Here is a 26,729-nt window from a genome sequence, read left to right as displayed (position 1 = left end):
CCCCGGCGCGAAGCCGGGACACCGTTCCCTCCGCGTCGCCGGGTCTCAGCGCTTCTTGCCGGAACGGCCCTTGCCGTCGCTGGGGAGGCCCTTGTCCAGGCCTGCGCGCCGGAGCGCGTCGGCCATGGCGCCGCCACCGGAGACGGCGCCGCCTCCCTGACCGCCGCGGCGCTGCCCGCCGCCCTGGTTCCGGTTGCCCTGGCTCCGGCCGCGCTGGTCCTGGCCCCGCTGTTCCTGGCCGCGCTGTTCCTGGCCGCGCTGTTCCTGGCCGCGCCGGTTCTGGCCGCCCTGGTTCCGGCCGCGCTGTTCCTGGCCGCCGCGTCCCGGACGTGCGCCGCCCTCGCGCTGCTCGCCGCGCCGTCCACCGCCGCCCTGCTGGTCGCGGCCCGGCTCGTCGTCCAGGCGCAGGGTCAGCGAGATGCGCTTGCGCTGCAGGTCGACGTCCAGGACCTTCACCCGGACGATGTCGCCGGGCTTGGCGACGTCGCGCGGGTCGGAGACGAACTTGTCCGACATCGCGGAGATGTGCACGAGCCCGTCCTGGTGGACGCCGACGTCCACGAACGCGCCGAACGCAGCGACGTTGGTGACGACGCCCTCCAGGAGCATGCCGGGTTCGAGGTCGGCGAGCTTGTCGACGCCCTCCTTGAACGTGGCGGTCCGGAACGCCGGGCGCGGGTCGCGTCCGGGCTTCTCCAGCTCGGCGAGGATGTCGGTGACCGTCGGCAGCCCGAAGGTGTCGTCGACGAACTCCGCCGGCCGGAGCGAGCGCAGGACGGCGGTGTTGCCGACGAGGGCCTTGATGTCCGTGCCCGCCGTGTCCAGGATCCTGCGGACGACCGGGTAGGACTCGGGGTGGACGCTGGAGGCGTCGAGCGGGTCGTCCCCGCGGATGCGCAGGAAGCCGGCGCACTGCTCGAACGCCTTCGGGCCGAGCCGCGGGACGCCCTTGAGGCCGGCGCGGCTGCGGAACGGGCCGTTGGCGTCGCGGTGCGCGACGATGTTGTCCGCGAGGCCCTCGCCGATGCCGGACACGCGGGTGAGCAGCGGCGCGGACGCGGTGTTCACGTCGACGCCGACGGCGTTCACGCAGTCCTCGACGACGGCGTCGAGGGAGCGCGACAGCTTCACCTCGGACACGTCGTGCTGGTACTGGCCGACGCCGATCGACTTGGGGTCGATCTTGACCAGTTCGGCGAGCGGGTCCTGCAGGCGGCGGGCGATGGACACGGCGCCGCGCAGCGAGACGTCCATGCCGGGCAGTTCGCGGCCCGCGTACTCCGACGCCGAGTACACCGACGCGCCCGCCTCCGAGACCATGACCTTGGTCAGCTTGAGGTCGGGATGCCGGGCGATGAGGTCGGCGGCGAGCTTGTCGGTCTCGCGCGAGGCGGTGCCGTTGCCGATCGAGACCAGGTCTACCCGGTGCTCGCGGGCCAGCCGGGCGAGCGTCTCGATCGACTCGTCCCACCTGCGCCGGGGCTCGTGCGGGAAGACGGTGTCGGTCGCGACGACCTTGCCCGTCGCGTCGACGACCGCGACCTTGACGCCGGTGCGCAGGCCGGGGTCCAGGCCCATGGTCGTGCGGGTGCCGGCGGGCGCGGCGAGCAGGAGGTCGCGCAGGTTCGCGGCGAACACGCGGACCGCCTCGTCCTCGGCCTCCTGGCGCAGCCGGGTGCGCAGGTCGATCCCGAGGTGGACGAGGATCCTGGTGCGCCAGGCCCACCGGACCGCGTCCGACAGCCACTTGTCCGCGGGACGCCCCTGGTCGGTGATCTGGAACCGGCGGGCGATCTCCACCTCGAAGGAGCTGCGCGCGGCGGGGTCCTCCCCCGCGTCCTCGGGCTCCAGGTCGAGGTCGAGGACCTCTTCCTTCTCCCCGCGCAGCAGCGCGAGGACGCGGTGCGAGGGCAGCTTCGCGAACGGCTCGGCGAAGTCGAAGTAGTCGGAGAACTTCGCGCCCGACTCCTGCTTGCCGTCCCGCACGCGCGAGACCATGCGGCCCCGGTTCCACATGCGCTCGCGCAGCGCGCCGATGAGGTCGGCGTCCTCGGCGAAGCGCTCGACCAGGATGGCGCGGGCGCCCTCCAGCGCGGCGGCCTCGTCGGCGACGCCCTTCTCCTCGTCCACGAACGCCGCGGCCTCGGCCCGCGGGTCGCGGGACGGGTCGCCGAGCAGCGCCTCCGCGAGCGGTTCGAGCCCGGCCTCGCGGGCGATCTGCGCCTTCGTGCGCCGCTTCGGCTTGTACGGGAGGTAGATGTCCTCCAGCCGCGCCTTGGAGTCGGCCGTCATGATCTGCGCCCGCAGCTCGCCGGTGAGCTTGCCCTGCGACTCGACCGACTCCAGGATCGCGGCGCGGCGCTCGTCGAGCTCGCGCAGGTAGCGCAGCCGCTCCTCCAGCGCGCGGAGCTGGGCGTCGTCGAGCGCGCCGGTCGCCTCCTTGCGGTACCGGGCGATGAACGGGACGGTCGCCCCGCCGTCGAGCAGGTCCACCGCGACCCGCACCTGCCCCTCGCGGACGCCGATCTCCTCGGCGATGCGCTCGGTGATGGGCCGCAGGGCGGGCCCGGGGCCCTGGCCGTCGGACGTCTGGCTGATGGTCGCTGTCACAGCTTGGATTCGCTTTCTCCCCTGGGTGTCGCCTGTGCATTGTCCAGGGAACGGGGCCTGTTGTCTTGTCACGCTCGAATGACGGTAGGCCTAACCCCACCGCGTCGGTCACGAAGAGGGGGTCTAGCACCACCGAGCACAGGGGCGCGAATGACGACAATGGTGGAGGTCCCACGGCGAACCCCTTGGAGGAACGGTGAGCGAGCTACTGCGCGGGTACGGGCGGCGCGCCCTCATCTGCTTCGGTCGGGCCGTGGTCCAGATCGTTCTGGCGTACGCGGTGAACCTGCCGTTGTTCATCGTGACCGTGCTGTCCATCGCGTTCATCCCGCTGGGGTTCGGCGTCGTCCTGGCGCCGGTGATGTTCCAGGCGATCCGGACGATCGCCAACCAGCAGCGCGCGTGGGCGGCCGAGTGGTCGGGGGTGCGGATCCCCGTCCCGTACAGGGCGGAGCCGGCCGGGGCGGGCGTGTTCGGCCGGCTGAAGTGGATCCTCACCGATCCGGCCTCGTGGCGCGACCTGCTGTGGACGTTCGTGAACGTACCCGTCGCACTCGTCCTCGGCGTCCTCGCGGGCGGTCTCACGCTGTACGGGCTGGAGGGCGTGTTCGTGGCGCCATGGTTGGCGCAGGTGGTCGACTACGGCTGGGGCCCCTTCTGGCCGCTGGACGACTGGGGCGTGGTCGGCGTCGTCGGCACCATCGTGCTGGGCGCGGCGCTGACGGCGGTGTCCCTCCCGCTGGGGCCGCTGTTCCTTGAGGCGCACGCCAAGTTCTCCCAGTCTCTGCTCGCGCCGACACGGGAGGCGCTGGCCGAGCGCGTCGAGCGGCTCACCGAGACGCGGTCGGAGGCGGTGGACGCCTCGGCCGCCGAGCTGCGCCGCATCGAGCGGGACCTGCACGACGGCGCGCAGGCCCGGCTGGTCGCGCTGAGCATGAACATCGGCCTCGCCGAGGAGATGATGAAGCACGACCCCGAGACGGCGCAGAAGCTCCTGGCCGAGGCCCGCGAGGCGAGCGGGACGGCGCTGACGGAGCTGCGCGACCTGGTCAGGGGCATCCACCCGCCGGTGCTGGCCGAGCGGGGGCTCGACGGCGCGGTGCGCGCCCTCGCGCTCACCCTGCCGCTGCCCGTGGACGTCCACATCGACCTGCCGGGACGCGGCGACGCCCCGATGGAGTCGGCGGCCTACTTCGCGGTCGCGGAGATGCTCGCCAACGTGGTGAAGCACTCGGCCGCGCGGCGCGCCTGGGTGCAGATCGAGCACGGCGGCGGCCGGCTGATGATGATCGTCGGAGACGACGGGACGGGCGGCGCCGACGCGGCGGCCGGGAGCGGAATGCGCGGTATCGAGCGCAGGCTCGCGGCGTTCGATGGGACGATGGCGGTGACGAGCCCGGTCGGCGGGCCGACCGTCGTGACCATGGAGCTGCCGTGCGCGTTGTCATCGCCGAGGACCTCGCCCTCCTCCGGGACGGGCTGATCCGCCTGCTGGAGGCGTTCGGGTTCGAGGTCGTCGAGGCGGTCGACAACGGGCCGTCCCTGCTGCGGGCGCTGACGACGCACCGCCCGGACGTGGCGGTCGTGGACGTCCGGCTCCCCCCGACGTTCACCGACGAGGGCCTGCGGGCAGCGCTGGAGGCGCGCAAGGAGGTCCCGGGCCTGCCGGTGCTCGTGCTGTCGCAGCACGTGGAGCAGCTGTACGCGCGGGAGCTGCTGTCGGACAGCACGGGCGGCATCGGCTACCTGCTGAAGGACCGCGTGTCGGACGTCAAGGTCTTCGTGGAGGCGGTGCGCCGGGTCGCCGGCGGCGGCACCGCCCTCGACCCGGACGTGGTGGCCCAGCTGCTGACCCGGCACGCCCGCGAGGAGCCGCTGCAGCAGCTCACCCCTCGCGAGCGGGAGGTGCTCGGGCTGATGGCCGAGGGGCGCTCGAACGCGGCGATCGCCGCGTCGCTGTTCGTCACCGAGAAGGCGATCAGCAAGCACACCAACAGCATCTTCGGCAAGCTCGGGCTGCCCCAGTCCGAGGACGACAACCGCCGCGTGCTCGCCGTCCTGGCCTACCTGGGCGCCTGATCGCCGGGGCGGCGGGTCAGCGGGCCCAGGGCGGGACGATCCGCTCGTCCCCCTGGGGCGCGATGGCGCAGCGGGTCTCGTCCACCAGCGCGTCCGGGTCGTAGGCGAGGCAGCCCGCGTGGGCGGCGACGACGGCGGTGAACCCGGTGCCGCCCGTCGTGATCTGCCGGCGGACGCCGGCGGGCAGGACGACGGTGTCGCCGGCGCCCGCCTCCAGCTCGCGGCCGTCCAGGTCGACGGTGGCTTCGCCGTCGAGGAACGTCCACACCTGCTCGGTGTCGAAGGCGTGCAGCGGACCGGTCCTGCCCGGCGTCATCTCCACGCGCCAGACGGCGAGCCCCTCGGTGCCGCCCTGGGTCGGCGTGGCGGCGGTGATCATCAGGCCGTTCGGCGTCTCGGTCCGGCGGCTCTCGGCGTCGCGGATGAGCGTCATGGCTCTCCATCCCCTAAGTTAGACAATGTGGTTGTCCATATAGTCAACGAGGTTGTCTTTCATGTCAAGTGACGGCGGGCCGCGCGACGCGCCAGGCTTCGAGCTGCCGCTGCGGCTCTTCCTGGCGTTCCGCGCGATCATCGACGAACTGCACGCCGAGCTGGCCCGGGAGGGGCATCCGGACCTGCGCACGATGCACGGCTTCGTCTTCCAGGCCATCGGCCCGGACGGCACGACGGCGGTGGAGCTCGGCCGCCGGCTCGGAGTGTCCAAGCAGGCCGCGGGCAAGATGGTGGAGTCGCTGGAGCGGGCGGGCTACCTGGAGCGGGGCGCCGACCCACGGGACGCCCGCCGGAAGATCGTCCGGCTGACCCCGCGGGCCGTGGACTCCCTCGTCCGGTCCGAGGGCGCCTTCGAGCGGATCCGGGGCGACTGGGTCCGCGCGCTCGGCGCCGAGCGGATGCGGGCCCTGGAGGACGATCTGCGCCGGATGACGCCCGCGGACCTGTGGCGGCTCGACATGCCGGGCTGGTTCGGCGCGCCCTGAACTTTTCTCGGCGGCCGGTGACCGTATGGGTCCAGGCAGTCGCTTAGACCACTCGCACCGGCGTCCGCGGGTCTCCCGCAGGCCCTTGTCGGGGCCGTTCGGCGCGGTTACGATCGGCGCAATTCTTAGGAAACTTTCCTAAGAGATGGCGGGGATTTCCTGTTTGCTTCGGGGGCCGAACCGAACGGAGAACCATGTCACGACCGGGCCGGCGGCGGGCCATCGCGCTCGCCGGCGCAGCGACACTGGCGGCGGCCACCGCCCTGCTCACGGCGCCCCCGGCGTCGTCGGCGCAGGCCGTCACCGCCACCTGCAAGAAGACCTCCGACTGGGGCACCGGCTTCGACGGCAACTGCACCATCACCAACGGCACCGGCGCGGCGATCAGCAGCTGGAAGCTGGAGGCGGACCTGCCGTCCGGGACGTCCGTCGGCAACGTCTGGAACGCGACCAAGACCGTCTCCGGGAACCACTACACGTTCGCCAACACCGGCTGGAACGGCACGATCGCCGCGGGCGCGACCACCAGCTTCGGGTTCGGCGGCACCGGCTCGGGCTGGTTCACCGGCTGCACGATCAACGGCGCGACCTGCGACGGTTCCACGCCCCCCGAGAAGGACACCGAGGCCCCCTCGGCCCCGTCCGGCCTCCGCTCCACCGGCACGACCGCCACCAGCGTGTCGCTGGCGTGGACCGCGTCGACGGACAACGTCGGCGTCACCGGCTACGACGTCTACACCGGCTCCACCAAGGCCGCGTCGGTGACCGGTACCAGCACCACCGTAGGCGGGCTGTCGGCCAAGACCGCCTACACCTTCACCGTCAAGGCCAAGGACGCCGCCGGGAACACCTCCCCCGCGTCGGCGCCGGTGTCGGTCACCACCGACGAGGGCGGCGGCGGCAACCCCGGAGGCGGCGGCGACAAGGTCGTCGGGTACTTCACCAACTGGGGCGTCTACCAGCGCAACTACCACGTGAAGAACGTCGAGACGAGCGGCTCGGCCGCGAAGCTGACGCACATCAACTACGCGTTCGGCAACGTGACGGGCGGCCGGTGCGCGATCGGCGACTCCTACGCCGACTACGACAAGGCGTACACCGCCGACCAGAGCGTCGACGGCGTCGCCGACAACTGGGACCAGCCGCTGCGCGGCAACTTCAACCAGCTGCGCAAGCTGAAGAAGCTGCACCCGAACCTGAAGGTGCTGTGGTCGTTCGGCGGCTGGACCTGGTCCGGCGGCTTCGGCCAGGCCGCCCAGAACCCCGCCGCGTTCGCCGATTCCTGCTACAACCTGGTCGAGGACCCGCGCTGGGCCGACGTGTTCGACGGGATCGACATCGACTGGGAGTACCCGAACGCCTGCGGCCTGACCTGCGACACCAGTGGGCCGGACGCCTTCAAGAAGCTGATGGCGGCGGTGCGCGCCAAGTTCGGGTCCGGCAACCTCGTGACCGCCGCGATCACCGCGGACGCCTCCGACGGCGGGAAGATGGACGTCACCGACTACGGGGGCGCCGCCCAGTACGTCGACTGGTACAACCCCATGACCTACGACTACTTCGGCGCCTGGGACGCCAAGGGACCGACGGCGCCGCACTCGCCGCTCACGTCATACCCGGGCATCCCCCACGCGGGCTTCAACACCACCGACACCATCGCCAAGCTCAGGGCCAAGGGCGTGCCGGCGAACAAGATGCTGCTCGGCATCGGCTTCTACGGCCGCGGCTGGACGGGCGTCACGCAGTCCGAGCCGGGCGGCACCGCGACCGGCGCCGCGCCCGGCACCTACGAGGCCGGCATCGAGGACTACAAGGTCCTGAAGGGCAAGTGCCCCGCGACGAGCACGGTCGCCGGAACCGCCTACGGCAAGTGCGGCGGCGAGTGGTGGAGCTACGACACCCCGTCCACCATCCGCGGGAAGATGGGCTTCGCCGGAGACCAGGGTCTCGGCGGCGCCTTCTTCTGGGAACTCAGCGGCGACACGACGGGCGGTGAGCTGATCACCGCGATCAAGAGCGGTCTCGGCTGAGCTGTTCGCAGAAGGGGTACTCCCAGCCCCTCAGACAGCCGAGACTTCGGGCCCCTGACCAACCGGACGCCGGTCAGGGGCCCGCCCCTTGCTCAGATGAGGGACTGGCCGCCGTCCACCGTGAGGATCTCGCCGTTCATGTAGGTGTTGGCCATGACGAACAGGGCGGCGGAGGCGGCCTCCTCGGCCGTCCCGAACCGTCCGAGCGGCGTGGACCCGCCCGCCTCGGCCATGGCCGCGTCACCCTCCGCGCCGGAGGCGGTTCCGTAGGCCGCCCGCAGCAGGGGGGTGTCGACGGCGCCGAACCGGATCGCGTTGACCCGCAGGCGCGCGGGCGCGTACTCGACGGCGAGCGCGCGGGTGAGCGTCTCGACGGCGCCGCCCGCCGCGACCGGCGCGGACATTCCCGGCCGGGGACGCGTGACGAGGATGCCCGAGGTCAGCGTGATCGACCCGCCCGGGGGCATCCGGCGGGCGGCTGCGCGCGCGACGGCGACCACCGCCCACGCCGGTCCCTCGACGGCGTCGCGCACGACGTCCCGGGTGAGCCCGGTGAGCGGCCCCATCCCTGCGGGGCGCCCGGCCGTCACCAGCACGTGGTCGACGGTGCCGGCGCGTTCGAAGACCTCATCCAGCGCGTTCTCGTCCGTGACGTCGGCGGCCGCTCCCAGCACCTCGGCCGCGGTCCCGGCCGCGGCCACGCGCGCCACGGCGGCGTCCAGCCGGGTCCTGTCGCGGCCCGCGAGCACGATCCGCGCACCGGCCGAGGCGAGCAGCTCCCCCGCGGCCAGGCCGATGCCGGAGCTGCCCCCGAGGATCACCGCCGTGCGGCCGGCGAGGCTCTCCGGGAGCGGTGAGCGGACCGGGACGGGTGCTTCGGTCGTGGTCATGCGTCCTCCAAAAATAAACCATCTGGTTGTTTTAGAGTGCCCCCCGGACCGGCCGAAGTCAACCGGGTGGTTTAATCCGCGTATGGGCTACGACGCGGAGGCGACCCGCCGGCGGATCTTCCAGGCCGCCACCGCCGAGTTCGCGGCGCGCGGGCTCGCGGGCGCCCGGATCGATCGCATCGCCACCGAGGCGCGGGCCAACAAGCAGGCCATCTACCTGTACTTCGGCGGCAAGGAGAAGCTGTTCGGCGCCGTGGTGCGCGCGAAGATGGCGGAGATCGGCAACGCGACCGACATCGATCCGGACGGCCTGGCGGACTCCGTCGGCCGGCTGTTCGACTGGTACAGGGAGCACCCGGAGCTGGTCAGGCTGCTGCTCTGGGAGGCTCTGGAGACCCCGGGCGAGGTGCAGGGCGAGGCGGAGCGCCGCGAGGAGTTCCGGCGCAAGGCCGCGCGCTTCACCGAGAACGGCGCGGGCGGCGGCCCCGCGGACCCGGACCGCGCGCGGGCCGTCCAGGACCTGATGTTCACCGTGTTCGGCCTCATCGCGTGGAACTTCGCCGTCCCGCAGCTGCGCCGGGTGGTCCTGGACGAGGAGGACGACGCGGCCTCCGTCGCGCGCCGCCGCGCGTCGGTCATGGAGGCGGCGCGGGTACTCGCCGAATCACACGGGTTCGGCTGAGCCGGTTCGAAGAAATTGGGAGCTTTCTTGCAGGACTGGACGCTTCGCCAGATCTACCGAAGCCAGGGTGGTGAGGTCAGGTGGGATGTGTTCGGGAACGAGCATGCGGATCCGGTCGTCCTCCTGCACGGCACACCGTTCTCGTCCTACGTGTGGCGCGGCGTCGCGAGCGCTCTGGCGGCGACCCACCGCGTATACGTCTGGGACATGCCTGGCTACGGGACGTCGGAGATGAGCGAGGGGCAGGACGTCTCGCTGGCGGCGCAGGGCGCGGTCTTCGCCGAACTGCTGGCGCACTGGGGCCTGGACGAGCCGTCCGTTGTGGCCCACGACTTCGGCGGCGCCGTCTCCCTGCGGGCCCATCTCCTGCACGGTGCGCGCTACCGCGACCTCGTCCTGGTCGATCCGGTCGCGCTCGCCCCGTGGGGGTCGCCGTTCTTCCGCCTCGTCGGGGCCAACGCGGAGGTGTTCGAGCAGCTGCCGCCCGCGCTGCACGGCGCCCTCGTCCGGGAGTACGTGACGTCGGCGAGCCACCGCGGCCTGCCCCCGGCCACCCTCGACGCGCTCGTGGCTCCGTGGCTGGGAGAAGCCGGGCAGCCCGCGTTCTACCGGCAGATCGCGCAGGCCGACCAGCGCCACACCGACGAGGTCCAGGCGCGTTACGGCGAGCTGGCCCTCCCGGTCCTGATCTGCTGGGGCGCCGAAGACACCTGGATACCGATCGAAAAGGGACGCGAGCTCGCCGGTCTCGTCCCGGGCTCGCGTCTGCGTGCGATCGAAGGGGCGGGTCACCTGGTGCAGGAGGACGCGCCCGCCGAGCTGACCGCCGCGCTCCTCGGCTTCCTCTCATGATCACGGCGGTGCTGTTCGACCTGGACGGGACGCTCCTCGACCACGAGGGGGCCGCGCGCCGGGCCGTCGTCGGCATGTTCCCCGACACCGACCCGGCGCGGCTCGCCGTGCGCTGGGCGGAGCTGACCGAGGAGGCGGTCGACCGGTACCTGGGGGGGCGAGCTGAGCTTCACCGAGCAGCGCCGCCTCCGGATCGTCACCCTCGCCCGGGAACTCGGCCTCGGCGTCTGGGACGACGCCCGCGCCGACGCGTGGCTCACCGGGTACGTGGCGCGCTACCAGGCCGCCTGGCGCCCGTTCCCGGACGCGGCACCGGCGCTCGACGCCCTCGCGGCGCGGGGCCTGCGGCTCGGGGTGATCACCAACGGGGACGCCGCGCAGCAGCGGCTGAAGGTCGAGCGGATCGGGTTCGCCGGCCGGCTCCCCGTCGTCGTGGCCTCCAGCGAGGCGGGCGCCGCCAAGCCCGCCGCCGAGATCTTCCTGGCGGCCTGCGCGGCCGTGGGCGCCGAGCCGCACGCGTCCGCCTACGTCGGGGACCGCCTCGGCACCGACGCGCGGGGCGCCGCCGCCGCGGGCCTCACCGGCGTGTGGCTCGACCGCTCCGGCGGCCCGGCCCCCGGCGCCCTGGACGTCGCGCGCATCACGACGCTGGACGCGCTCGCGCCCCTGCTCAAGGGCTGACGGCGGTGCGCACGGTCTCCGCGGTGCGCACCGTCGCGCCCGGCGGGGTCAGCCGTCCTGGAGGACCGCCTCGATCTCCAGGACGATCTGGATCTTGTCGCTGAGCGCGAGCCCGCCGCCCGCCACGGTCGTCGCCTCGCCCACGCCGAACTCCAGGCGGCTGAGCTCGCCGGTCGCGGTGAACCCGGCGCGGGCGCCCTTGGACGGGTCGTCCTGCCGGAACGGGTCGGGGCCGAACCCCCCGATCTCCAGCCGGAGCGGGACCTGCCTGGTGAGGCCGCGCAGCGACAGCTCGCCGTCCAGCACGAAGTCCTCGCCGTCCCGGCGCACGCCGGTCGAGCGGTAGCTCATGGCCGGGAACCGCGCGACGTCCAGGAAGTCGGCGGCCCGGACGTGCTCGTCGCGCTGGGCGTTGCCGGTGTCGACCGAGGCCAGGTCGACCGTCGCGGTCACCGACGAGTCGAGCGGGTCGGCGCCGGTCACGATCGTCCCCTCGAAGGTCCCGAAGCGGCCGCGGACCCGGCTGACCATCAGGTGCCGGACGGTGAAGCCGACCCCCGAGTGGAGGGGGTCGATGGTCCAGGTCCCGGCGAGGTAGCCGGGGATCTCGACAAGCTGGGCCGTCATGGTGTCTCCTACGGTTATGGAAGGTAAGGCGGTTCCCATCAGGAACCGCCTCCATGGTGCGGACACCCCGACGCCCGGCACAAGAAGGCACTTTTTTCTGCCCTGGTCACCTGGAGATAACCGATGGAGCACACCGTCGCGGGCTGCCGCGCGCGCGAGATCCTCGACCGCATCGGCGACAAGTGGTCGCTGCAGGTCATCGCGGTGCTCGGCGAGCGCACCAAGCGGTTCACCGAGCTGAGGCGCGAGATCGACGGCATCAGCCAGCGGATGCTCACCGTCACCCTGCGCGGCCTGGAGCGCGACGGCATCGTCACCCGGACCGTCTACCCCGTGGTCCCTCCCCGCGTGGAGTACTCGCTCACCCCGATGGGCGCGACGCTCATGGACGCGGCCGAGACCCTCGTCACCTGGGCCGAGGCCCACCTCGCCCAGATCGACGCCTCCCGCGCCGACTACGACGCCCGCCAAAACGACGTGCAGGCGGACGACGCGCGCCGGTAACGTGGACGGCGATGGTCATTCACGAGGTGGGACGGCGAGCTAGCCGCGCCGAGCTGGGGAACGCGCAGACGTGCCCGGCCCGGCTCGGCGGCGTGCGCCTTCATCCCATCGACCTCGTGAGGCCGTCCCATGCGCTCGACTGACATCCGTTCGACCTTCCTGGGCTTCTTCCAGGAGCGCGACCACCGCGTCGTGCCGTCCAGCCCGCTGATCCCCTCCGATCCCACGCTGCTGCTGGCGAACGCGGGCATGAACCAGTTCAAGCCGTACTTCCTCGGCGAGACCGCGCCCGAGCACCCGCGCGCGATGTCCGTGCAGAAGTGCGCGCGTACGTCCGACATCGAGAACGTGGGCCGCACCACGCGGCACACCACGTTCTTCGAGATGCTCGGCAACTTCTCCTTCGGCGACTACTTCAAGGCGGAGGCGATCTCCTGGGCATGGGAGCTCCTCACCCGCCACTACAACCTCGACCCGCGGCGCCTCTGGGTCACCGTGTACCTGGACGACGACGAGGCCGTCCGGCTCTGGCGGCGCGTGGGCGTCCCCTCTGAGCGGATCCAGCGGCTCGGCATGGAGGACAACTACTGGTCGATGGGCATCCCCGGCCCCTGCGGACCGTCCTCCGAACTGCACTACGACAGGGGGCCGTCCTTCGGACGTGAAGGCGGGCCCGCGGTGGACGGCGAGCGCTACCAGGAACTGTGGAACCTCGTCTTCATGCAGAACCTCCGTGGGGAGGGCCCCGGCAAGGACGGGTACCCGATCCTCGGCGAACTCCCCGCACGCAACATCGACACGGGGCTCGGTCTCGACCGTCTCGCGGCGGTGCTGCAAGACGTGGACACGGTGTGCGAGACGGACCTGCTCGCGCCGACGTTCCAGCTCGTCCAGGAGATGGCGGGCCGCGGCTACCCAGGACGTGACGGCAGCGACGACTCGACGTCCTTCCGCGTCGTCGCGGAACACTCCCGCTCGGTCGCGTTCCTCATCGCGGACGGCGTCATGCCCGCCCGCGACGGCCGCGGCTACGTCCTGCGCCGCCTGATGCGCCGCGCGATCCGGCACGCGCACCGGCTCGGCATCGACGGCCCGGCGCTGCCCGCGCTGACCTCCAGCGTCGTCGGCACCCTCGGCTCGACCTGGCCGGAACTGTCCCGCAGCTCCGAGCTCATCGAGCAGGTCGTCACGGCGGAGGAAGAGGCGTTCGAGCGGACGCTGCGCCAGGGCTCCCAGATCCTCGACGCGGCGATCGGCCGCGCCACGACCACCCTCTCCGGGCGGACGGCGTTCGAACTCCACGACACCTACGGCTTCCCGATCGACCTGACCGTCGACGCGGCGAGGTCGGCAGGCCTCACGGTCGACGAGGACGCGTTCGCCGAGCTCCTCGAAGAGCAGCGCCGCCAGGCGCACCACGCGGGCCAGGGCCGCAAGGGCGGCGCGGTCGCGCGGCAGGACCTCTACCGCCGCGTCGCCGCCGCACACGGCCTCACCGATTTCGTCGGCCACTCTTCAGAAACCGCCGAAACACAGATCGGCGCCCTGCTCGGCCCGGACGGCGAAGTGCCCACCGCGACCACGGGCGACGAACTGGAGGTGGTCCTGACCCGCAGCCCGTTCTACGCGGAATCGGGCGGCCAGGTCGGCGACACGGGCACGATCCGCACGTCCGGCGCGACCCTCGACGTCCTCGACACCCGGCCAGGGCTGGACGGCCTGCACGTCCACACCGTCCGCATCGTGGACGGCGAGGTCCGTCCCGGCGACGAGGCCGAGGCGACCGTGGACGCGGACCGCCGGGCGGCCACCGCACGCTCCCACAGCGCCACCCACGTCCTGCACGCGATGCTGCGCCGCACCCTCGGCGACCACGCGGCGCAGCAGGGCTCCCGCGTGGAACCCGGACGCCTGCGCTTCGACTTCGCGCACTTCTCCCCCGTCGACACCGGCCTCGTCCAGACCCTCGTCAACGACTACCTCCTCGACGACCCCGAGGTGCGCGTCTGGGAGGCGACCCGGGCGGAGGCGGAACGCGCGGGCGCGATCGCGCTGTTCGGCGAGCGGTACGGCGACGACGTCCGCATCGTGGACATCGGGGACGCCTCCCGCGAACTCTGCGGCGGCACCCACGTCGGCCACGGCTCGCAGGCGGGCCCCGTCCACATCGTCGGCGAGTCGTCCATCGGCACCGGCCTGCGCCGGATCGAGGCCCTCACCGGCGCCGACGCCCTCCGCCACCACGACCGCACCGCGTCGCTGCTGGAGGAGCTCGCGGCGCTGCTGAACGTCCGCCCCGACCAGGCCCCGGGCCGCCTCCGGCAACGCCTGGACACCCTCGCGGAAACCCAGCGCCACCTGGAGGCGCTGCACCGCGCCGAACTCGACCGGCACGCCGACCGCCTAGCGTCCCTCGCCGAACCCGTGCCCGGCGGCTGGCTCGTGGCGCGCACCGTCCCCGGCCTGACCGGCGCCGACCTGCGCACGATCGCGACCGGCGTCCTCACCCGCCGCGACCAGCGCGGTCTCGTCGTCCTCGGCACCGAGTCCGGCGGCAAGGCGGTGCTCGTCGCGGCGGCCGGCGCGACCACCGGCGTCCGGGCCCGCGACCTGCTGACCGCCGCGGCCCGCGAGGTCGGCGGCGGCGCGGGCGGCAAGGGCCCGGTCGCGAACGCGGGCGGCCGCCGCCCGGAGAACCTCCCCAAGGCGATCACCACCGCGGCGACCGAGGCCCGCGCCCTTCTCTCCGCCGCCGCTCAGGTGTAGGCGGCAGGAGTGATCACGAGGAAGGACTCCTCGATCACCCGCACGCCGTCACCGGTCCCGCCGTCCTCGGCGACCTGGATCGCGAGGGTGGCCGTTCCGACACCGGAGCCGGCGAAGAGGGTGCCGCTGAACCGGCAGGACCGCTGGCGGTTGGAGCCGTCACCGCCGACGTTGCCCGCGCCGCCCGCCACGACGTAGCGGTTGTCGCCGACGTCCGAGGAGGAGTAACTGACAGCCGCGCTGCCGTTCGGCCCGGGGTACTCGGCCTGCCATCGGGCCTCCACCGCTCCGGCGGCACTGTCGCGCCCCGTGCGGACGCCGATCCTCGCGTCGTGGACGGCGTCCGCACGGTAGAAGATCAGCGCCTCCCACCGGTACCGCAGCGAACCACCCGGAACCTGAGCGACCAGGGCGGGCACGTCCTGGAGCCGCGGCGAGGTGTAGACGACCGCGGCGCCTGGGGAGTCCTGCCGCTTCTGGACGGCGCCTCCACCTTCGTCCGGGTCGCCATAGGCGATCGTGGCGCGGTTGTTCCCGTAAGCCGACAGGACCAGGATCTCGTGGGACGGGTGGACCGCACCGTTGATCCACGCGACCCCGTCGAGCGGGGTGGCGGACGAGGACGTCGCCCGGTTGTCCCAGGCGACCCCCGTGATGAAGACGTTGCGGGACGCCGCGTCCAGCGCGAAGCCGTACTTCTGGTACTTGTTCGTCGTGTTCCGGTCGAACGCCAGGCACGCCGACAGCGTGATCTCAGTGACGGACGAGCCGAGGTAGAACCCCGAGCACTCGTTCGCCCGAGCGCTGCCCGAGATGTTGTCGAAGTAGTTGCTGGAGTCGGCGACGCACGCCGCCATCGTGTTCTTGCCCAGCCTCACGACCCAGCCGTGGCCGCCGTTGTCCTGGGCCTCGCAGCTGGTGAAGATGTTCCGGGTGCCGTTGACGTACCAGCCCGCGCCGTCCTTGTAGGCGGCCCCGGCGGCGAACGCGCTCGAACGCTTGTTGTACCAGGACTTGCACTGCGAGAAATGGTTGTTCGAGGTGTACACCTCGATGCCCGCGTACACGCCGCCGTTGTAGTTGGCGGACGAGACGTCGATGCCGAGGAAGTAGTCGTCCGCCCCTCCCCCGCCGGACTCCTTCCCGACGAGCAGCCCCTGGCGGCGGAAGTGCCGCCCCCTGACGCGCTGGACCTGCAGGGCCTGGTCGTCGGTGCCGAGGAGGGCCACACCGACCTCGGTGTCCCAGATCCACAGGTCGTGGAGCCGATGCACCGCGTCCGGCTCCCCGGTGACGCCGACCGTGTTGAGGAGCACGCCGTGGACGTTGGCCGCGGGCGAGCCGGCGAAGGACGCGCCGGGCGTCCCCTTGAGCCACATGTCCGACACCCGGGCGTCCCGCACCGCGCGACTGACCGCGCGGTCACCGATGCCCACCAGCCCGGCGAGCGTCGACCAGGTCCCCGTGGCCTCCAGACGGGTCCCGATGCCCTCCCCGCGCAGCCACACCTTGTCCTTGAGCTGCAGACCTCCCGCCGCCCCGGTGCCGCCCGCGTTGGCGACGTACCCGATCTGGTAGGTGCCGCGGGCCAGCGACACCACCCCGCCACCGGCCGCCGCGACGTCGTCGATCGCGGCCTGGATCGACGCGCGCGAGTCGGTGAGGCCGGTCCCGTCCGCGAAGTAGGGCGCCCCGGCCGCGTCGACCCACACCGTTCCGGGGGGACCCTCAGACCCGGCGCCTGCCCCGGCCCGGACGGCCGACGCGAAGCCCAAGTCGGACGCGACGAGCTTGAACCTGGCGCCGCCGAAGTCCGCCCACATGTCGGCGGGCCCGTACGGTTCACCGTCCGGCCCCTGGAACTCCGGGATCGTGCCGACCGGGAGACCGTCCGTCCCGTCGGAGGACACGATGCTGCTGACGGCCACGCCCGCCCCGTCCAGCAGGTCGGTGTACCGGACCCCGCTGACGGCCTCGGACCAGAAGGTGACCTCGGTGGGCCCGGCCAGAAGCGCCGGTGCGGTCATGACGCCACCGTGAGACGTGACGGCGCCTGGAACCATCGTTCGATCGGCCGGCGTCCGGCCGAAGGTATGCCGTGCCATGGAGACCCCCTGGGAGGCCATAGGTAACGAACGAGGCGTCGGCTGACCACCGCAGCCGAACGCCTCCTGGATGCAGACGGCGGAACCGTCAGACAGCCGGTCGAGGAAACCCCGCCCCGGCAGCAGACCCCCTGCGAACGCGCGGACGCCGCCACCCCGGCCCGATCCGCTCCCGCGGCCGACCGGACGCGGCCCCAGACGTCGCTCGCCCCTGCGCACCTTCCTATAGCACACCCAAGCGTCACTTACCGTCACGCTACAAATGCATAATGCTATTTCCGCTAAGTACCGCACAGGCACCGGTCGACAGGGACCAGGAGACTCAAGACCTTCAACGGTGCCCTACCGGAGGACCGCCGCTCCTACCCCGACCCCTACGAGGGAGACGGGTCAACGGTCGGGCTGGCGGGATTTGAACCCACGACCCCTGGCACCCAAAGCCAGTGCGCTACCAAACTGCGCTACAGCCCGCACGCCACCGCCGAACGCGATGACGCGAGAAGTGTAGTCCCGATCGACCCCCGCCCGCTCCGCCCCGGGCACGTCCACCCCGAGAACCCTGTACGCTACGGGATGGCGACCGAGGCCCACCAGGCTTCACGCTCCGCGGGCGTAGCTCAATGGTAGAGCCCCAGTCTTCCAAACTGGCTACGCGGGTTCGATTCCCGTCGCCCGCTCCCACTACGAAGGCCCAGGTAGGAACTCTGTTTCCCCACCTGGGCCTTGCTTTTTGCCATGATCGCCAAGGCTTCCGTGCCCGTTGCGTGCCCGATCGTTTCGGGGTGCGCTTGTCACTCTTGTCACTGGCCCGAGCGACCTTGAAAGCCTCCCCGAGCGCCACCGCGATCACCTTGTCTCGATCTTGGCTGGCGTGCTGGTAGATCAGCGCCGCCCGCGACGAGGCGTGCCCCATGCGCACCATCAACTCTTTGAGGCTCGCGCCCGTGGTGGCCGCCAGGGTGTTGCCGACGTGGCGAAGGTCGTGGAAGTGCAGATCAGGAAGGCCTACGTCCGCCCGCACCTTGTTCCAGATGCGCCGGAAGCCCGAGCGCCGGAGCGGACCGCCCCGAGGACCGACGAACACCCGACCGTCCGGACCGTCCTCGGCGAACTCGTCCAGGTGCGCTTGCAGATCCGGGATGATCTCCGGCGGGATGGAGACGATGCGCCGACCGGCCCGCGTCTTGGGCGTGCCCTCCAGGAGCTTGCCGCCGTCCAACTCGGCCAGCGAACCCGCCACCCGGACAACGCCCGAGTTCAGGTCAAAGTGCGGCGGCGCTCAGGCCGCTGCGCGGCCCCGCGCCAGGCCACCCGGAGCGTGCGGCGTGGGCGCCGCTCACCGGACGGCCGCGCCGGGCCACGCATCGCGACGCACCCGCCAGCCCGGCCCCCTCCGCCCGCCACAGGGGCCGCGCCGCCGCTGTGACGGTCCCAGCCAGGGACGGTAAAGCGTGCTCGAACCAGGGGGCTGCGCCGCCCCCTGGACCCCCGCGCTCCGAAGCACTCATTCGCGCGAATCTGTCTGTCACGGGGTACGCTCGTTCGCGCGAATGAGCACTCCGGCACGTTGGGCATCCGTTCAGGCGGAACGGACTTGAGGAAGACGAATTTTCCCACCGCGAGAGGCGAACACCGCGGAGACCGTATGTGTGGCACTCGCCCTACTCAGATCCACCTTGAAGGGCGAGGATGATCGCATGTGGTTATTGCTGATCATCGGGTTCTTCGCTCTGCTGCTCACGTTCGCTGTGGCTTACGACCGGCGTCTACGTCGGCGAGGGCACCGGTTCCGGGACAGTGCGGCGCTGACGGCCGAGATGCGCGAGAGCCGGCGCGACATGCGTGCTTGGGACAGGGGCTCGCAAGGGAACAGTGGAGTGGATCTGTCTTGGACGGCGGAAGGTCGTCGCCGACGCGGACACTAGCCGATGACGTGCTGAACAGCTCGTCCTGGCCACCCAGCCTGCGGAGTGAGAGCGTGATCCCCCAGCGGGTGGGCGTGCCCTGATCGTGCCCGTTGGGGGGACGTCCCGCTGGCTCGGCTCGATGCCAAGAAGCCGGCGGAGGTCTCCCGTCACGATGCGGTAGCGGGCACCGATGCGGATGACCTTGCAGGGAACTCGCCTCGGCGGGCGAGCTGGTAGGCGCGCGTGCGTCCGAGTCCGATGGCGCGGGCTGCGGTCTCGACGCTGATCGTGGTCGGGAGGGCGAGAAGCTCGTCCTGGCTCATCTGCTTCACGGCTCAGGCCCCCTTCCGGGAGCTGCCGAACCATCTCGCCCTTACCCTTCGGCTTTCAGGAGGCGTCACCCGTGGCGCGTCTCGTCCGATCGCGGCCGCTGGAGCCGCTTCGGTGGCAGTGCCGCTGTGTGGTGGTGCGCTGGTTGCGGGCGGCGATCCTGTGCCGTGAACGTGGTTGATCGCGCTTCGGGCCTGGTTGATGGCTTCGCCGCATCCCGCGCCCCGGTGACGGGCGTGAAGGATCGCGCGACCGAAGTCGTCGAGTGCCTCGTCGAGGCTCCGCCGTGGCCACGGACGAGGCGTCCGTCCGCATGCTGGTGCGCGAGGAAGCGTTCGAGGTGGAGTAGAAGTTGGTCGTGCTCGGTGGCGGCTGTGTGGACGGCGTCCAGCACCGCGTAGACGGTCGCGGGTCCGGCAAGGCCGCCGGGTTCTTCCACGGACTGCTTCAGCGAGCGGACGGCTCGTTCCAGATCCTCGGCGAGCTGTTCGGGCTCGTGATCGATCTGGGCGTTACGGCTGGTCGCGCTGGGGTTGGAGGTCATGGGTGCAGTCCTTGAGGTGCAGACCCTCTGCGGGAGGGCCAGAGTTGTTCGTGGACATGGCCCGTCCTTCCTGTGAGGAGCGGCAGACAAATGCTCTGCCGCTTCATGACGTTGTTTACGCTCCGTAATTGCGCCTGTGCCTTGATCTTGACTCCAGCACTCCAAAGGGCTCCGGCGAGCCTCGCCTCGGCAGGTCAGCGCCTGGGCGCGCCGCTACGACGATGGGGCGCCTGAGGTGGACGAGCAGAAAGTGCAGCGGTCGAGCCCAGTCCTTCGGCCAGCGGTACGGGGAAGGCTTCGGCCGCAAGCCTCGCCATCGCCCGGCCCTCGTCGCGGGTTTCCGCGACGCGCGGCGGCACCGGTGCGGTCGGCCCAGGTGCCGTCCGCCGGATAGCGTGCAGCCGTCCTGCGGCCTGGCGTGCTGCATCAGCCTGTGCGAGTCGTTGCTGGGCAAGGCGATGCTCGGCTGTCGATTCGATGAGATCGGCGAGGTTGGCGATGAGGAACAGCAGATCGACGGTGAGGTTCCTCTTGTGTTCGCGTCGGTCTCCCCAGCGCACGTTGGTGACCGCGAACGTCCGCGCTACCGCGCGAAGAGCGCTTCCGTACGGCGTGGGCGCTGGCGAGCGGCCGAACGGTTCTCGGGCGCCGCGGTCGTAGAAGTCGGCGGCCTTGGCCAGTTCACGGTTACCGGTGATGTCCGCGGTGACGTGCAGGACGTCAGCGGCCGCCGCTGCCAGATCGGCGCGAACACGGGGATCGCGGAACTCGCGCATCTACCACGCCGCCGTACCAGCCACTTGAGCAGCCTCCCGATAGGCCGCTGCCCGCTCCGGGTAGTCGCCGGACGAACCCGCCTTACACCTATGCAAGCGGGCCGTCGGCAAACCGCCCGCGCCGTCGGTCCACCGAAGGCGCAGCTTGGGCAAGGTGAGGTCATCAGCGAGCTTGCCCCGGAGAAGAAGATCGGTGCCCCCTTCGAGTTGGTGTAGTCGGGCACCGCGACGGCATATCCCGTCACCTCGCCAGGCGTGCGGACACTGAACCTCAGCCGTACCGCCAGCCCGCGCTCACGCAAGCCGGCGAAGAACGCCTCTTCACTGTCGGACGATGCGGCGACCGTGGCCACCTGCCGACGCAGCACGGTACGAGGCAGCTCCTCCAACCCGGCGCGTTCGGCTCGTGCCACGACATGGATGTGATCGTCGGCGTGCCGCACCGCGACCCACCGGCACGCCTCCGGATCTCCGCGTGATGCGATGCCGGTCTGGTGCATCAACTCCTCGGCGACATCGGCCCACTCCTCATCGGTGAGAGCCCGATCGGTGGGGGCCGTCCGCAACGAGCATTGCCAGACCGGTCCCGCCGGCCGGCCTCGCCGCAGCGTCTCCAGCGGCGAACGCAGCACCTCGCCCAACGGCCGAAGATCGCGCTTGCCGTCCGTGCGTCTCACTGGTTCCAGTGCGGCCGGGTGCCGGTACCCGGCGACGAGGTGAGGGTCGGTGTGCTCGTTACGCTTACCCGGCCCGTACAGGTACCGCAGCAGGTTTCCGACATCGGCGCCACGAGTGACCTTGGCGATCACGGCAGACGTCGGCCGAGTTCGACGATGACGGCCTCCGCTCGCCGCACCACTTGGAAGCAGTACGCCGCCAGCCACTCCACCGGTTCCGGGACCTGGTCGTGGGCGTTGGCGTGGCGCACGAGCTGGTTGAGGTTGACCCCGACCGCGTTCATCTGACGGCTGGCATTCCGCAGTTCGGCATGCAACGCGACGAGCGCCCCGTCCACAGGCCGCTGCTCGCGCATCGCAGTGCGAACCATCGTTACGACGAAGGCGCTACACGCGAGTCCGGCTCGCGTCGCCGCTTCGTAGAACTCTTCGTACTCCTGGTCGCAGACGCGGATTCTCAGTTCCCGCTCTCGCCGCCGCCCTCCGCTGAGTTTCGCTCGGCGCTGCAGCGGCTTGGCCCCGTCGCTGCCTCGTTTTGGTGTGGTCACATGCTTCCGCTCCTGGCTTTTGAGGGACCGCGCTCGGTCCCATGCCTGGCTAGTGTGATCTTCCAAGCGGAAGTTATCCACAACAGGTAGCGCTCTACCAGCTATCTTGCATCCCGCACTGAGCTGATCATGCGTCGATTCACGGAGGTCGACTCGTATCAATTGACGAGCCGTTCTGACGCTTGCTGCCGGGCAGTATCGCATCCTTCAGCTTGCTGACGAATTCCCCGCTATCCGGTCCGCGCGGCAAGAACAGGAATCGCCGAGAACGTCTCCGATGCCAGATTCGGCCGGCCTGTTGGCCGCGGAGCGAACGTTAGCGGGAACGCTAAGTGCTGTCAGTGAGCAACGCGGAGTCCCCAGGCTGGTCCCTCCTCGGACGGCCGTCCGCGAAGGAACCGCCGAGGGCTCAAGAACGGATCGCCCGGACACCCCGCCGACGTCCGACCGTCCGGACGCTCAGTCGGCGTGCAGGACGACGTACAGGATGGCGAGAATGCCAACGACCGACACCGCTCCCATGAGGGCAAAGCGCGCGCACGCCCGGCGCCGCCGTCCGATCGACGCCACCACGAGGCCGACGACCGGAGCGAGCACGACGCCGCCCAGCCCGATCCACCCCAGCGCCCTGCCGACCAGTTCCCAGAAGGAATCGTGAGCGATGTCATGATCGTTCTCGCCCTGGAGCGTGACCACCCAGAACATGAGCGGGCTGGCGAGCCACCACCCGGGCAGCCACGCGATGAGCCGGGACATGACCCGCCCCTCGGCCGCCGCGGGCGGCGTCCCGCCAGAGACAACGCTGGACGAAGCGGAGACATCGGACGCCATGGCGCGATCATAAGCGTCTGCGGCCCGACTGTTAACCGGGCCACGACGACAACTGAGACGACGGTAGGGCCGCAGGATGGGATGTCTGCCATTGGCAATCCAGAAGCGGCGCTGTGGCCGCGCCTTGGAGTTCTCGTAGGAGCAACCGCGCGTGCCCGTCAGCGTTCGCCCCTGGGCGTTGATATAGATATAGCGCTGCTGCGAGGGAGATTCGGGGTTGCGGCCCCCTACCGGCCGGTAGATCTGGACGGTTTGCTGTACTCGGCCTTGACGAGCCCTCCGCCGAGGGCCCGCAGCATTTCCCACGCCATCACTCCCGTGGTGTAGGCGATCCCGCCGCACAGCACGCCCGCGAACAGGGCCACGGCTCCGGCGACCGCCAGGTCCCACTCGCCGACGACGGCCACGGCGAGGAAGTACAAGGCCAGCGCCGCGCACCCCGCCATTGCACGGCTTGTCGCCTGTCCCGTGACCACTTGCCGATCGGCACCACTCTGCCATTCTGTTCCGAAGATCGTCTCCGGAACAGGGGCGGCGGCCGGGCCGCCGGGGTGCGGGCGGTCCGCCCACCCCGCCCCGGCCATGCTCCAGTGTCCTGGGGGCCGCGAAAAGGTGGCTTCAGGAAGAGCGAATGTCCTTCACATTCTGCACCCTTACTCCCTTTCGGTCACCGGCCAACCCCGGAAGGTGGGTTGCGTCGGCGGTCAAGATCAGCACATCAGGCTGTTGCCCTGCCGCCTCCGCACGGTCGGCGTACATGTGAGCCGTCGCGGCGACCAGAGCGTCAACAACCTCCGTCGAGTCGAACCCCGCGTCCCCGATCAGCTTCCCGGCGGCGCGTGCGAGGTCCTCGGTGACAGGCTCAACGACCGTTCTGGTGCTGGACGGCACATGGTTCAGCTTCGTGTCCCGGTCGGAGCCGCGAAGGATCTCCGTCAGCACGACACTGGACGTGACCAAGCGTGCCTGCTTGCGCAGCGCGGCAGCGAAGAAGATCGCAACGTCGCGGTCCGTGGCCGCCTTGTTGATGGCATCGTTGTCAAGCACCAAAGTTCCGCCAAGCCTGGCTGCCCGACGGCCTCGAGCGGCGCTCACTGATCTTGCGCAGACGGCCAGGCGGCGAGGGCGGCCTGGATCTCGTCCTCGCTGAACGGCCCGTGCTGTTCTTCCAACTCGTCAACGAACTCGGCGAGGGCGTCGAGTTGGAGCTTGGCCGCGATCGCCTCATCAACGTAGGCGGAATCGGACAGGCCCAGCTTGCGGGCTTGTTCGCGGATCTCGGCCTTGCGGCCGCGGCGGATGGTGGCCGACAGCTTCTCGGTCGCGCTGTGCTCACTCGCGGCCTTGCGGCGCTTCGCGACACGAAGAGGCTGGTTGGCGGTAGTTCGCTTGGCGTCCACGACTCAATCCTACCAATGGTAGGAGTCGACTGTCCCGGCGAGAAGGGCAGAACTCACGTACGAGCTAGTACGACAGCCGGACTTCGTGATCGTCACGCCGTGAGGGCTTGCCGGCGGTGGTAGTGACTGGCTCGGGCGCGGTGTTGATGTCGGCGTCTCCAGATCGACCAGCGCAGACGGTGTTGCAGGCTGTGTATCGGGTCCGCGGCGAGGGTGTTGAACAGGTGCTTGATCTCATTGCAGCTCAACGCGATCAGCGAACTTGTTTGTGGGGCTGGGTTCTCGATTCGCTCGGTCGCGGTGACGACGGCGAGAAAGGCGTAGGCGAGCATGGTGAGGATGGTCCAGCGGCGCCAACTGGTCCAGCGCCGGACTTGATGTTGGTCCAGGCCGGTGAGTGTCTTGCTCGCTTGGAACGACTCCTCGATCGTCCAGCGGCGACCGGCGACGCGGACCAGCTCGCGCAGCGGGACCGCTGGCGGTGCCCAGCAGCGGTAGTAGGCCAGTTCACCGGTTGTGTTGCTGCGGCGGATCAGCAGCCAGTAGTGGCTGTCGATGCCGTCGCGATCAGGTTCGATGCCGATCCAGGCCCAGTCGTAGAAGCGGGGTCCTTTGGAGCCTTCGCCGGCTGAGAGGCGTTGCCAGGCCTTGCGCGGCAACCAGGCCGCGAGCTCGTCGGCGCGGATCTTGCCGACGCGTGTGCGGACCGGGTGGCTGCAGGCGACCGCGAGCACGTAGCCGACGCCGCGATCCTCCAAAGTCTTGCGCAGTTTCGGGTCGCCGCCATAGGCCTCATCACCTGCTGCCCAGTCCGCGGTCACGCCGGCGCCCAGGGCACGGGTGATCATCTCGGTCGCCAGCGCCGGTTTGGTCGCGAACTCCACCTCCGCCGGGACCACGGCCTGTTCGCGGCGATCGGGATCGCCGGCCCAGACCTGCGGCAAGTAGAGCTCGCGGTCGATCAACGCATGCCCTGCAGCCGTGGCGTAGGTCAGATAGACCGCGACCTGGGCATTCTCGATCCGCCCGGCGGTACCGGTGTACTGTCGCTGCACGCCGACCGTGCATGCGCCCTTCTTCAGGTCGCCGGTCTCATCCACCACCAGAACCGCATCGTCGCTTCCGAGCCGTTCGACGACATAGCCACGCAGGTCCTCGCGCACACCGTCGTCGTCCCATTTCGCCTTGCGCAGCAGGTGCTGCAGCCTGTCCGGTGACTCGTGACCGGCGTGCTCGGCCAGCGTCCAGCAGTTCTTCACCGGCAGATCCGACATCAACCCCAACACCGCATCCCCGACCAGCCGTCGCGACTCCACCCGCGCGAACCGGGCAGCGATCATGTCAAGCACACCATCGAACTCCGCCTGCCATCGACTCGGGTCTATGCTGTGGCCCGCGGCCACCGTCACACCAACTGGTTTCCACACAACTCCGGGATGATCAAGCGGTGGCCGCGCCATGTCGCGCCGCCACGCCCAAGATCACGAACTACGGCTCGAGTACTAGGCTGGACTAGCAGTCCGACCAGAACCGCACCAGGAACTCCTCCGTCCCCCGCGGTATCTGCTGCTCCGCCATGTGCATCGCAGCCGCCTCGTCCGCGCCCTGCCACCACACGCGCACCTGATGGCGGCCGGCGTCGCCGACCGCGAAGGTGCCTATCCGCGATGGCCCCATTGTCACCGACCACAGCTGGACCACCCCGCTGGACAGCCGGACTGACACCGTCTCACTCCCCGACCAGTCACCATCCGGCTCGGGCGGCTCGCCGGACCATGCCTCCAGCCGGACCGACACGTCGTGGTCGAGAGCGGCCGAGGTGAAGTCCAGCCGGTTGTCGCAGACCACGGCGACCACTTCGTCACCGCAGGAGGCGCCATCCGGGAACGGGCGCGGGCACGCCTCGACATCCAAGTCCATCAGCCCGAAGATGCCGTACTCAACCAGGATGCCGTCGTCCTGCGCGGCCACCAACTCAGTCATGCGGCACACGATACGAACGGAGCTGGGTCACCGCTCGCCATCGCCGCACTGTGCCGTGGGCTCGTCTGTGCATACCGCGTGGCCATGCCCAAGATCACGAAGTCCGGCTGTCGTACTAGTGGGTCTTGGCCTGACGCAATTCCTCGCTGCGGGACGACAAGACAGGCTCGCGGCCTCACTCGCGCGATCCTCGGCCCTCCGAGGACGTGGACCCCATCATGATCAACTCCTCCGCTCCCGGATCCATCCTGAGGCGCGCTACACGGAGCGCAGGTTTGGTCTTGTTTCGGTTTGCTGGGCGATCAGATGGTCGGCTAGTACGGCCTGAAGTTGGGTGATCTTTGCTTGGGCTTCGGCGAGTGGGGCTTCGAGGTCTGCGGGTGCGCCCTGGCTGGCCTGGGTTGCGCGGATCTTGGCTAGGGCCTCTGAGGCGGTTTCGTCGGCGGTGGGGAGGGTGTGGAGGTAGCGCTCGGTGGTGGAGATCTTGCGGTGGCCGAGGCGTTCTTTGACGACCTGGAGGTCGGCGCCGCCGGCTAGGAGCCAGGAGGCGTGGGCGTGGCGGAGGTCGTGGATGCGGGGTGACCATCCGAGGTCGGCGGCGGCTCGGGCTGGGTGCCAGCAGCGGGTGCGGAACCAGTTCGCGGAGATGTGGGGGTCGTCGTCGATGACGCGTGGCTTGCGGGGGTCGTCCTCGCCCTGGGCGCGGCGCTCAGCTCGGTAGGCGGCTCGGCAGTGGTGGCATTTGCACTTGCCGAGGCTGTAGGCCGTGATTGTTCCGTGGGTGTGGGTGCGGCCGTTCGGGGCTTCGAAGGTGAGGGCGTCCAGGTCTAGGTGTACTTGGTCATGATCTTGGTGACAGTCGGGTGATGGGGGGCTTGCCGCCCAGAGCTGAGTGGGGGCGTTGGGTGTTGTAGTGCTCAAGCCAGG

At 70.6% G+C, this 26,729-nt stretch carries 25 protein-coding genes, 2 tRNA genes and 1 pseudogene; 10 read left to right on the top strand and 18 right to left on the bottom strand.

All coding sequences use genetic code 11. The features are described 5' to 3' along the window. Positions 1-45 precede the first annotated feature (45 nt). Positions 46-2,610, bottom strand: coding sequence for a Tex family protein (locus AB0C84_RS30560; protein WP_361073282.1), 2,565 nt, complete (start codon positions 2,608-2,610; stop codon positions 46-48). 196 nt (positions 2,611-2,806) lie between these two features. On the opposite strand from AB0C84_RS30560, the gene AB0C84_RS30555 reads away from it, so the two are divergent. Both AB0C84_RS30555 and AB0C84_RS30550 read left to right on the top strand, forming a co-directional pair. Next, positions 2,807-4,093, top strand: a complete 1,287-nt coding sequence (locus AB0C84_RS30555; protein ID WP_361073279.1) for a sensor domain-containing protein — start codon at positions 2,807-2,809, stop codon at positions 4,091-4,093. After that, positions 4,045-4,689, top strand: coding sequence for a response regulator transcription factor (locus tag AB0C84_RS30550; RefSeq protein WP_179847053.1), 645 nt, complete (start codon positions 4,045-4,047; stop codon positions 4,687-4,689). The genes AB0C84_RS30555 and AB0C84_RS30550 overlap by 49 nt, the downstream gene beginning before the upstream one ends. A 16-nt stretch (positions 4,690-4,705) precedes the next feature. On the opposite strand, the gene AB0C84_RS30545 is transcribed toward AB0C84_RS30550, so the two are convergent. Next, positions 4,706-5,122, bottom strand: coding sequence for a cupin domain-containing protein (locus AB0C84_RS30545; protein WP_179847052.1), 417 nt, complete (start codon positions 5,120-5,122; stop codon positions 4,706-4,708). A 61-nt stretch (positions 5,123-5,183) separates the two neighbouring features. Between AB0C84_RS30545 and AB0C84_RS30540 the strand changes: the two genes are divergently transcribed. Together AB0C84_RS30540 and AB0C84_RS30535 are read left to right on the top strand one after the other, a co-directional pair. Next, positions 5,184-5,669: a MarR family transcriptional regulator gene (locus AB0C84_RS30540; protein WP_361073274.1), complete on the top strand. Its 486-nt coding sequence runs from the start codon at positions 5,184-5,186 to the stop codon at positions 5,667-5,669. Between the two features lie 194 nt (positions 5,670-5,863). Then, positions 5,864-7,699 carry a glycosyl hydrolase family 18 protein gene (locus AB0C84_RS30535; RefSeq protein ID WP_361073271.1) on the top strand — a complete coding sequence of 612 codons (1,836 nt, stop codon included), beginning with the start codon at positions 5,864-5,866 and terminating at the stop codon, positions 7,697-7,699. Positions 7,700-7,791: 92 nt separating this feature from the next. Here the strand turns inward: AB0C84_RS30535 and AB0C84_RS30530 are convergent, their stop codons facing one another. Then, entirely contained in the window at positions 7,792-8,589 is a 798-nt protein-coding gene (locus AB0C84_RS30530) for an SDR family oxidoreductase (RefSeq protein WP_361073268.1), read from the bottom strand. 82 nt (positions 8,590-8,671) lie between these two features. On the opposite strand from AB0C84_RS30530, the gene AB0C84_RS30525 reads away from it, so the two are divergent. The 3 genes from AB0C84_RS30525 to AB0C84_RS30515 all read left to right on the top strand — a co-directional run bounded on the left by AB0C84_RS30525 (position 8,672) and on the right by AB0C84_RS30515 (position 10,804). Next, positions 8,672-9,271 (top strand): TetR family transcriptional regulator, encoded by a 600-nt coding sequence (locus AB0C84_RS30525; RefSeq protein ID WP_258942585.1) that lies wholly within the window; start codon positions 8,672-8,674, stop codon positions 9,269-9,271. Positions 9,272-9,358: 87 nt separating this feature from the next. Next, positions 9,359-10,123 (top strand): alpha/beta hydrolase, encoded by a 765-nt coding sequence (locus AB0C84_RS30520; protein ID WP_361073264.1) that lies wholly within the window; start codon positions 9,359-9,361, stop codon positions 10,121-10,123. A 162-nt stretch (positions 10,124-10,285) separates the two neighbouring features. Next, positions 10,286-10,804: an HAD family hydrolase gene (locus AB0C84_RS30515; RefSeq protein WP_361073384.1), complete on the top strand. Its 519-nt coding sequence runs from the start codon at positions 10,286-10,288 to the stop codon at positions 10,802-10,804. Positions 10,805-10,852: 48 nt separating this feature from the next. On the opposite strand, the gene AB0C84_RS30510 is transcribed toward AB0C84_RS30515, so the two are convergent. Further along, positions 10,853-11,431, bottom strand: coding sequence for a YceI family protein (locus tag AB0C84_RS30510; RefSeq protein WP_361073262.1), 579 nt, complete (start codon positions 11,429-11,431; stop codon positions 10,853-10,855). A gap of 123 nt (positions 11,432-11,554) precedes the next feature. On the opposite strand from AB0C84_RS30510, the gene AB0C84_RS30505 reads away from it, so the two are divergent. Together AB0C84_RS30505 and alaS are read left to right on the top strand one after the other, a co-directional pair. Then, positions 11,555-11,935, top strand: coding sequence for a helix-turn-helix domain-containing protein (locus AB0C84_RS30505; protein ID WP_361073259.1), 381 nt, complete (start codon positions 11,555-11,557; stop codon positions 11,933-11,935). Between the two features lie 129 nt (positions 11,936-12,064). Further along, on the top strand, positions 12,065-14,701 hold the full coding sequence (gene alaS, locus AB0C84_RS30500; RefSeq protein ID WP_361073257.1) for an alanine--tRNA ligase: 2,637 nt from the start codon (positions 12,065-12,067) through the stop codon (positions 14,699-14,701). On the opposite strand, the gene AB0C84_RS30495 is transcribed toward alaS, so the two are convergent. Together AB0C84_RS30495 and AB0C84_RS30490 are read right to left on the bottom strand one after the other, a co-directional pair. Beyond that, complete coding sequence (locus AB0C84_RS30495; protein ID WP_361073254.1) at positions 14,692-16,728, bottom strand: hypothetical protein; 2,037 nt, start codon at positions 16,726-16,728, stop codon at positions 14,692-14,694. The two genes, alaS and AB0C84_RS30495, sit on opposite strands and share 10 nt — an antisense overlap. Before the next feature lie 475 nt (positions 16,729-17,203). Continuing rightward, positions 17,204-17,277 (bottom strand) — tRNA-Pro (locus AB0C84_RS30490). A gap of 135 nt (positions 17,278-17,412) precedes the next feature. Between AB0C84_RS30490 and AB0C84_RS30485 the strand changes: the two genes are divergently transcribed. Next, positions 17,413-17,483 (top strand) — tRNA-Gly (locus AB0C84_RS30485). A gap of 197 nt (positions 17,484-17,680) precedes the next feature. On the opposite strand, the pseudogene AB0C84_RS30480 reads toward AB0C84_RS30485, so the two are convergent. From AB0C84_RS30480 to AB0C84_RS30425, 12 genes and pseudogenes are all read right to left on the bottom strand, one after another. Continuing rightward, positions 17,681-18,067: pseudogene (locus AB0C84_RS30480) on the bottom strand (tyrosine-type recombinase/integrase); the annotation flags it as partial. 1,043 nt (positions 18,068-19,110) lie between these two features. Next, the gene (locus tag AB0C84_RS30475; protein WP_361073251.1) at positions 19,111-19,587 is read right to left on the bottom strand and encodes a hypothetical protein; all 477 of its coding nucleotides are present in this window, start codon (positions 19,585-19,587) and stop codon (positions 19,111-19,113) included. Between the two features lie 194 nt (positions 19,588-19,781). Further along, positions 19,782-20,363 (bottom strand): hypothetical protein, encoded by a 582-nt coding sequence (locus AB0C84_RS30470; RefSeq protein ID WP_361073249.1) that lies wholly within the window; start codon positions 20,361-20,363, stop codon positions 19,782-19,784. Between the two features lie 805 nt (positions 20,364-21,168). Further along, positions 21,169-21,588 (bottom strand): plasmid mobilization relaxosome protein MobC, encoded by a 420-nt coding sequence (gene mobC, locus AB0C84_RS30465; RefSeq protein WP_361073246.1) that lies wholly within the window; start codon positions 21,586-21,588, stop codon positions 21,169-21,171. Positions 21,589-22,047: 459 nt separating this feature from the next. Then, positions 22,048-22,419: a hypothetical protein gene (locus AB0C84_RS30460; protein WP_361073243.1), complete on the bottom strand. Its 372-nt coding sequence runs from the start codon at positions 22,417-22,419 to the stop codon at positions 22,048-22,050. Positions 22,420-22,646: 227 nt separating this feature from the next. Then, positions 22,647-22,865, bottom strand: coding sequence for a hypothetical protein (locus tag AB0C84_RS30455; RefSeq protein ID WP_361073240.1), 219 nt, complete (start codon positions 22,863-22,865; stop codon positions 22,647-22,649). 172 nt (positions 22,866-23,037) lie between these two features. Further along, positions 23,038-23,466 carry a PIN domain-containing protein gene (locus AB0C84_RS30450; RefSeq protein WP_361073237.1) on the bottom strand — a complete coding sequence of 143 codons (429 nt, stop codon included), beginning with the start codon at positions 23,464-23,466 and terminating at the stop codon, positions 23,038-23,040. A 44-nt stretch (positions 23,467-23,510) separates the two neighbouring features. After that, a complete protein-coding gene (locus tag AB0C84_RS30445; protein WP_361073234.1) occupies positions 23,511-23,819 on the bottom strand; it encodes a hypothetical protein in 309 nt (102 codons plus the stop codon). Positions 23,820-23,911: 92 nt separating this feature from the next. Next, positions 23,912-25,159, bottom strand: a complete 1,248-nt coding sequence (locus AB0C84_RS30440; RefSeq protein WP_361073231.1) for an IS701 family transposase — start codon at positions 25,157-25,159, stop codon at positions 23,912-23,914. Positions 25,160-25,331: 172 nt separating this feature from the next. Beyond that, positions 25,332-25,802 carry a hypothetical protein gene (locus tag AB0C84_RS30435; RefSeq protein WP_361073228.1) on the bottom strand — a complete coding sequence of 157 codons (471 nt, stop codon included), beginning with the start codon at positions 25,800-25,802 and terminating at the stop codon, positions 25,332-25,334. 258 nt (positions 25,803-26,060) lie between these two features. Next, positions 26,061-26,450 carry a tyrosine-type recombinase/integrase gene (locus tag AB0C84_RS30430; protein ID WP_361073381.1) on the bottom strand — a complete coding sequence of 130 codons (390 nt, stop codon included), beginning with the start codon at positions 26,448-26,450 and terminating at the stop codon, positions 26,061-26,063. Positions 26,451-26,643: 193 nt separating this feature from the next. Continuing rightward, on the bottom strand, positions 26,644-26,729 hold an 86-nt coding region (locus AB0C84_RS30425), incomplete at its 5' end, for an integrase core domain-containing protein (RefSeq protein ID WP_361065897.1).

The sequence above is a fragment of the Actinomadura sp. NPDC048955 genome, from assembly GCF_040649435.1.
Lineage (GTDB): Bacteria > Actinomycetota > Actinomycetes > Streptosporangiales > Streptosporangiaceae > Spirillospora > Spirillospora luteofluorescens.
The sequence above is the reverse complement of the archived record's forward strand: the minus strand, read 5'-3'. Positions and strand labels throughout refer to the sequence as shown.

Coding starts and splice junctions, on each gene's coding strand:
- AB0C84_RS30545 (WP_179847052.1), bottom strand. CDS start 5,122: ATGACGCTCATCCGCGACGCCGAGAGCCGCCGGACCGAGACGCCGAAC.
- AB0C84_RS30540 (WP_361073274.1), top strand. CDS start 5,184: ATGTCAAGTGACGGCGGGCCGCGCGACGCGCCAGGCTTCGAGCTGCCG.
- AB0C84_RS30535 (WP_361073271.1), top strand. CDS start 5,864: ATGTCACGACCGGGCCGGCGGCGGGCCATCGCGCTCGCCGGCGCAGCG.
- AB0C84_RS30530 (WP_361073268.1), bottom strand. CDS start 8,589: ATGACCACGACCGAAGCACCCGTCCCGGTCCGCTCACCGCTCCCGGAG.
- AB0C84_RS30525 (WP_258942585.1), top strand. CDS start 8,672: ATGGGCTACGACGCGGAGGCGACCCGCCGGCGGATCTTCCAGGCCGCC.
- AB0C84_RS30510 (WP_361073262.1), bottom strand. CDS start 11,431: ATGACGGCCCAGCTTGTCGAGATCCCCGGCTACCTCGCCGGGACCTGG.
- AB0C84_RS30505 (WP_361073259.1), top strand. CDS start 11,555: ATGGAGCACACCGTCGCGGGCTGCCGCGCGCGCGAGATCCTCGACCGC.
- alaS (WP_361073257.1), top strand. CDS start 12,065: ATGCGCTCGACTGACATCCGTTCGACCTTCCTGGGCTTCTTCCAGGAG.
- AB0C84_RS30495 (WP_361073254.1), bottom strand. CDS start 16,728: ATGACCGCACCGGCGCTTCTGGCCGGGCCCACCGAGGTCACCTTCTGG.
- AB0C84_RS30475 (WP_361073251.1), bottom strand. CDS start 19,587: ATGACCTCCAACCCCAGCGCGACCAGCCGTAACGCCCAGATCGATCAC.
- AB0C84_RS30470 (WP_361073249.1), bottom strand. CDS start 20,363: ATGCGCGAGTTCCGCGATCCCCGTGTTCGCGCCGATCTGGCAGCGGCG.
- AB0C84_RS30460 (WP_361073243.1), bottom strand. CDS start 22,419: ATGGCGTCCGATGTCTCCGCTTCGTCCAGCGTTGTCTCTGGCGGGACG.
- AB0C84_RS30455 (WP_361073240.1), bottom strand. CDS start 22,865: ATGGCGGGGTGCGCGGCGCTGGCCTTGTACTTCCTCGCCGTGGCCGTC.
- AB0C84_RS30440 (WP_361073231.1), bottom strand. CDS start 25,159: ATGATCGCTGCCCGGTTCGCGCGGGTGGAGTCGCGACGGCTGGTCGGG.
- AB0C84_RS30435 (WP_361073228.1), bottom strand. CDS start 25,802: ATGACTGAGTTGGTGGCCGCGCAGGACGACGGCATCCTGGTTGAGTAC.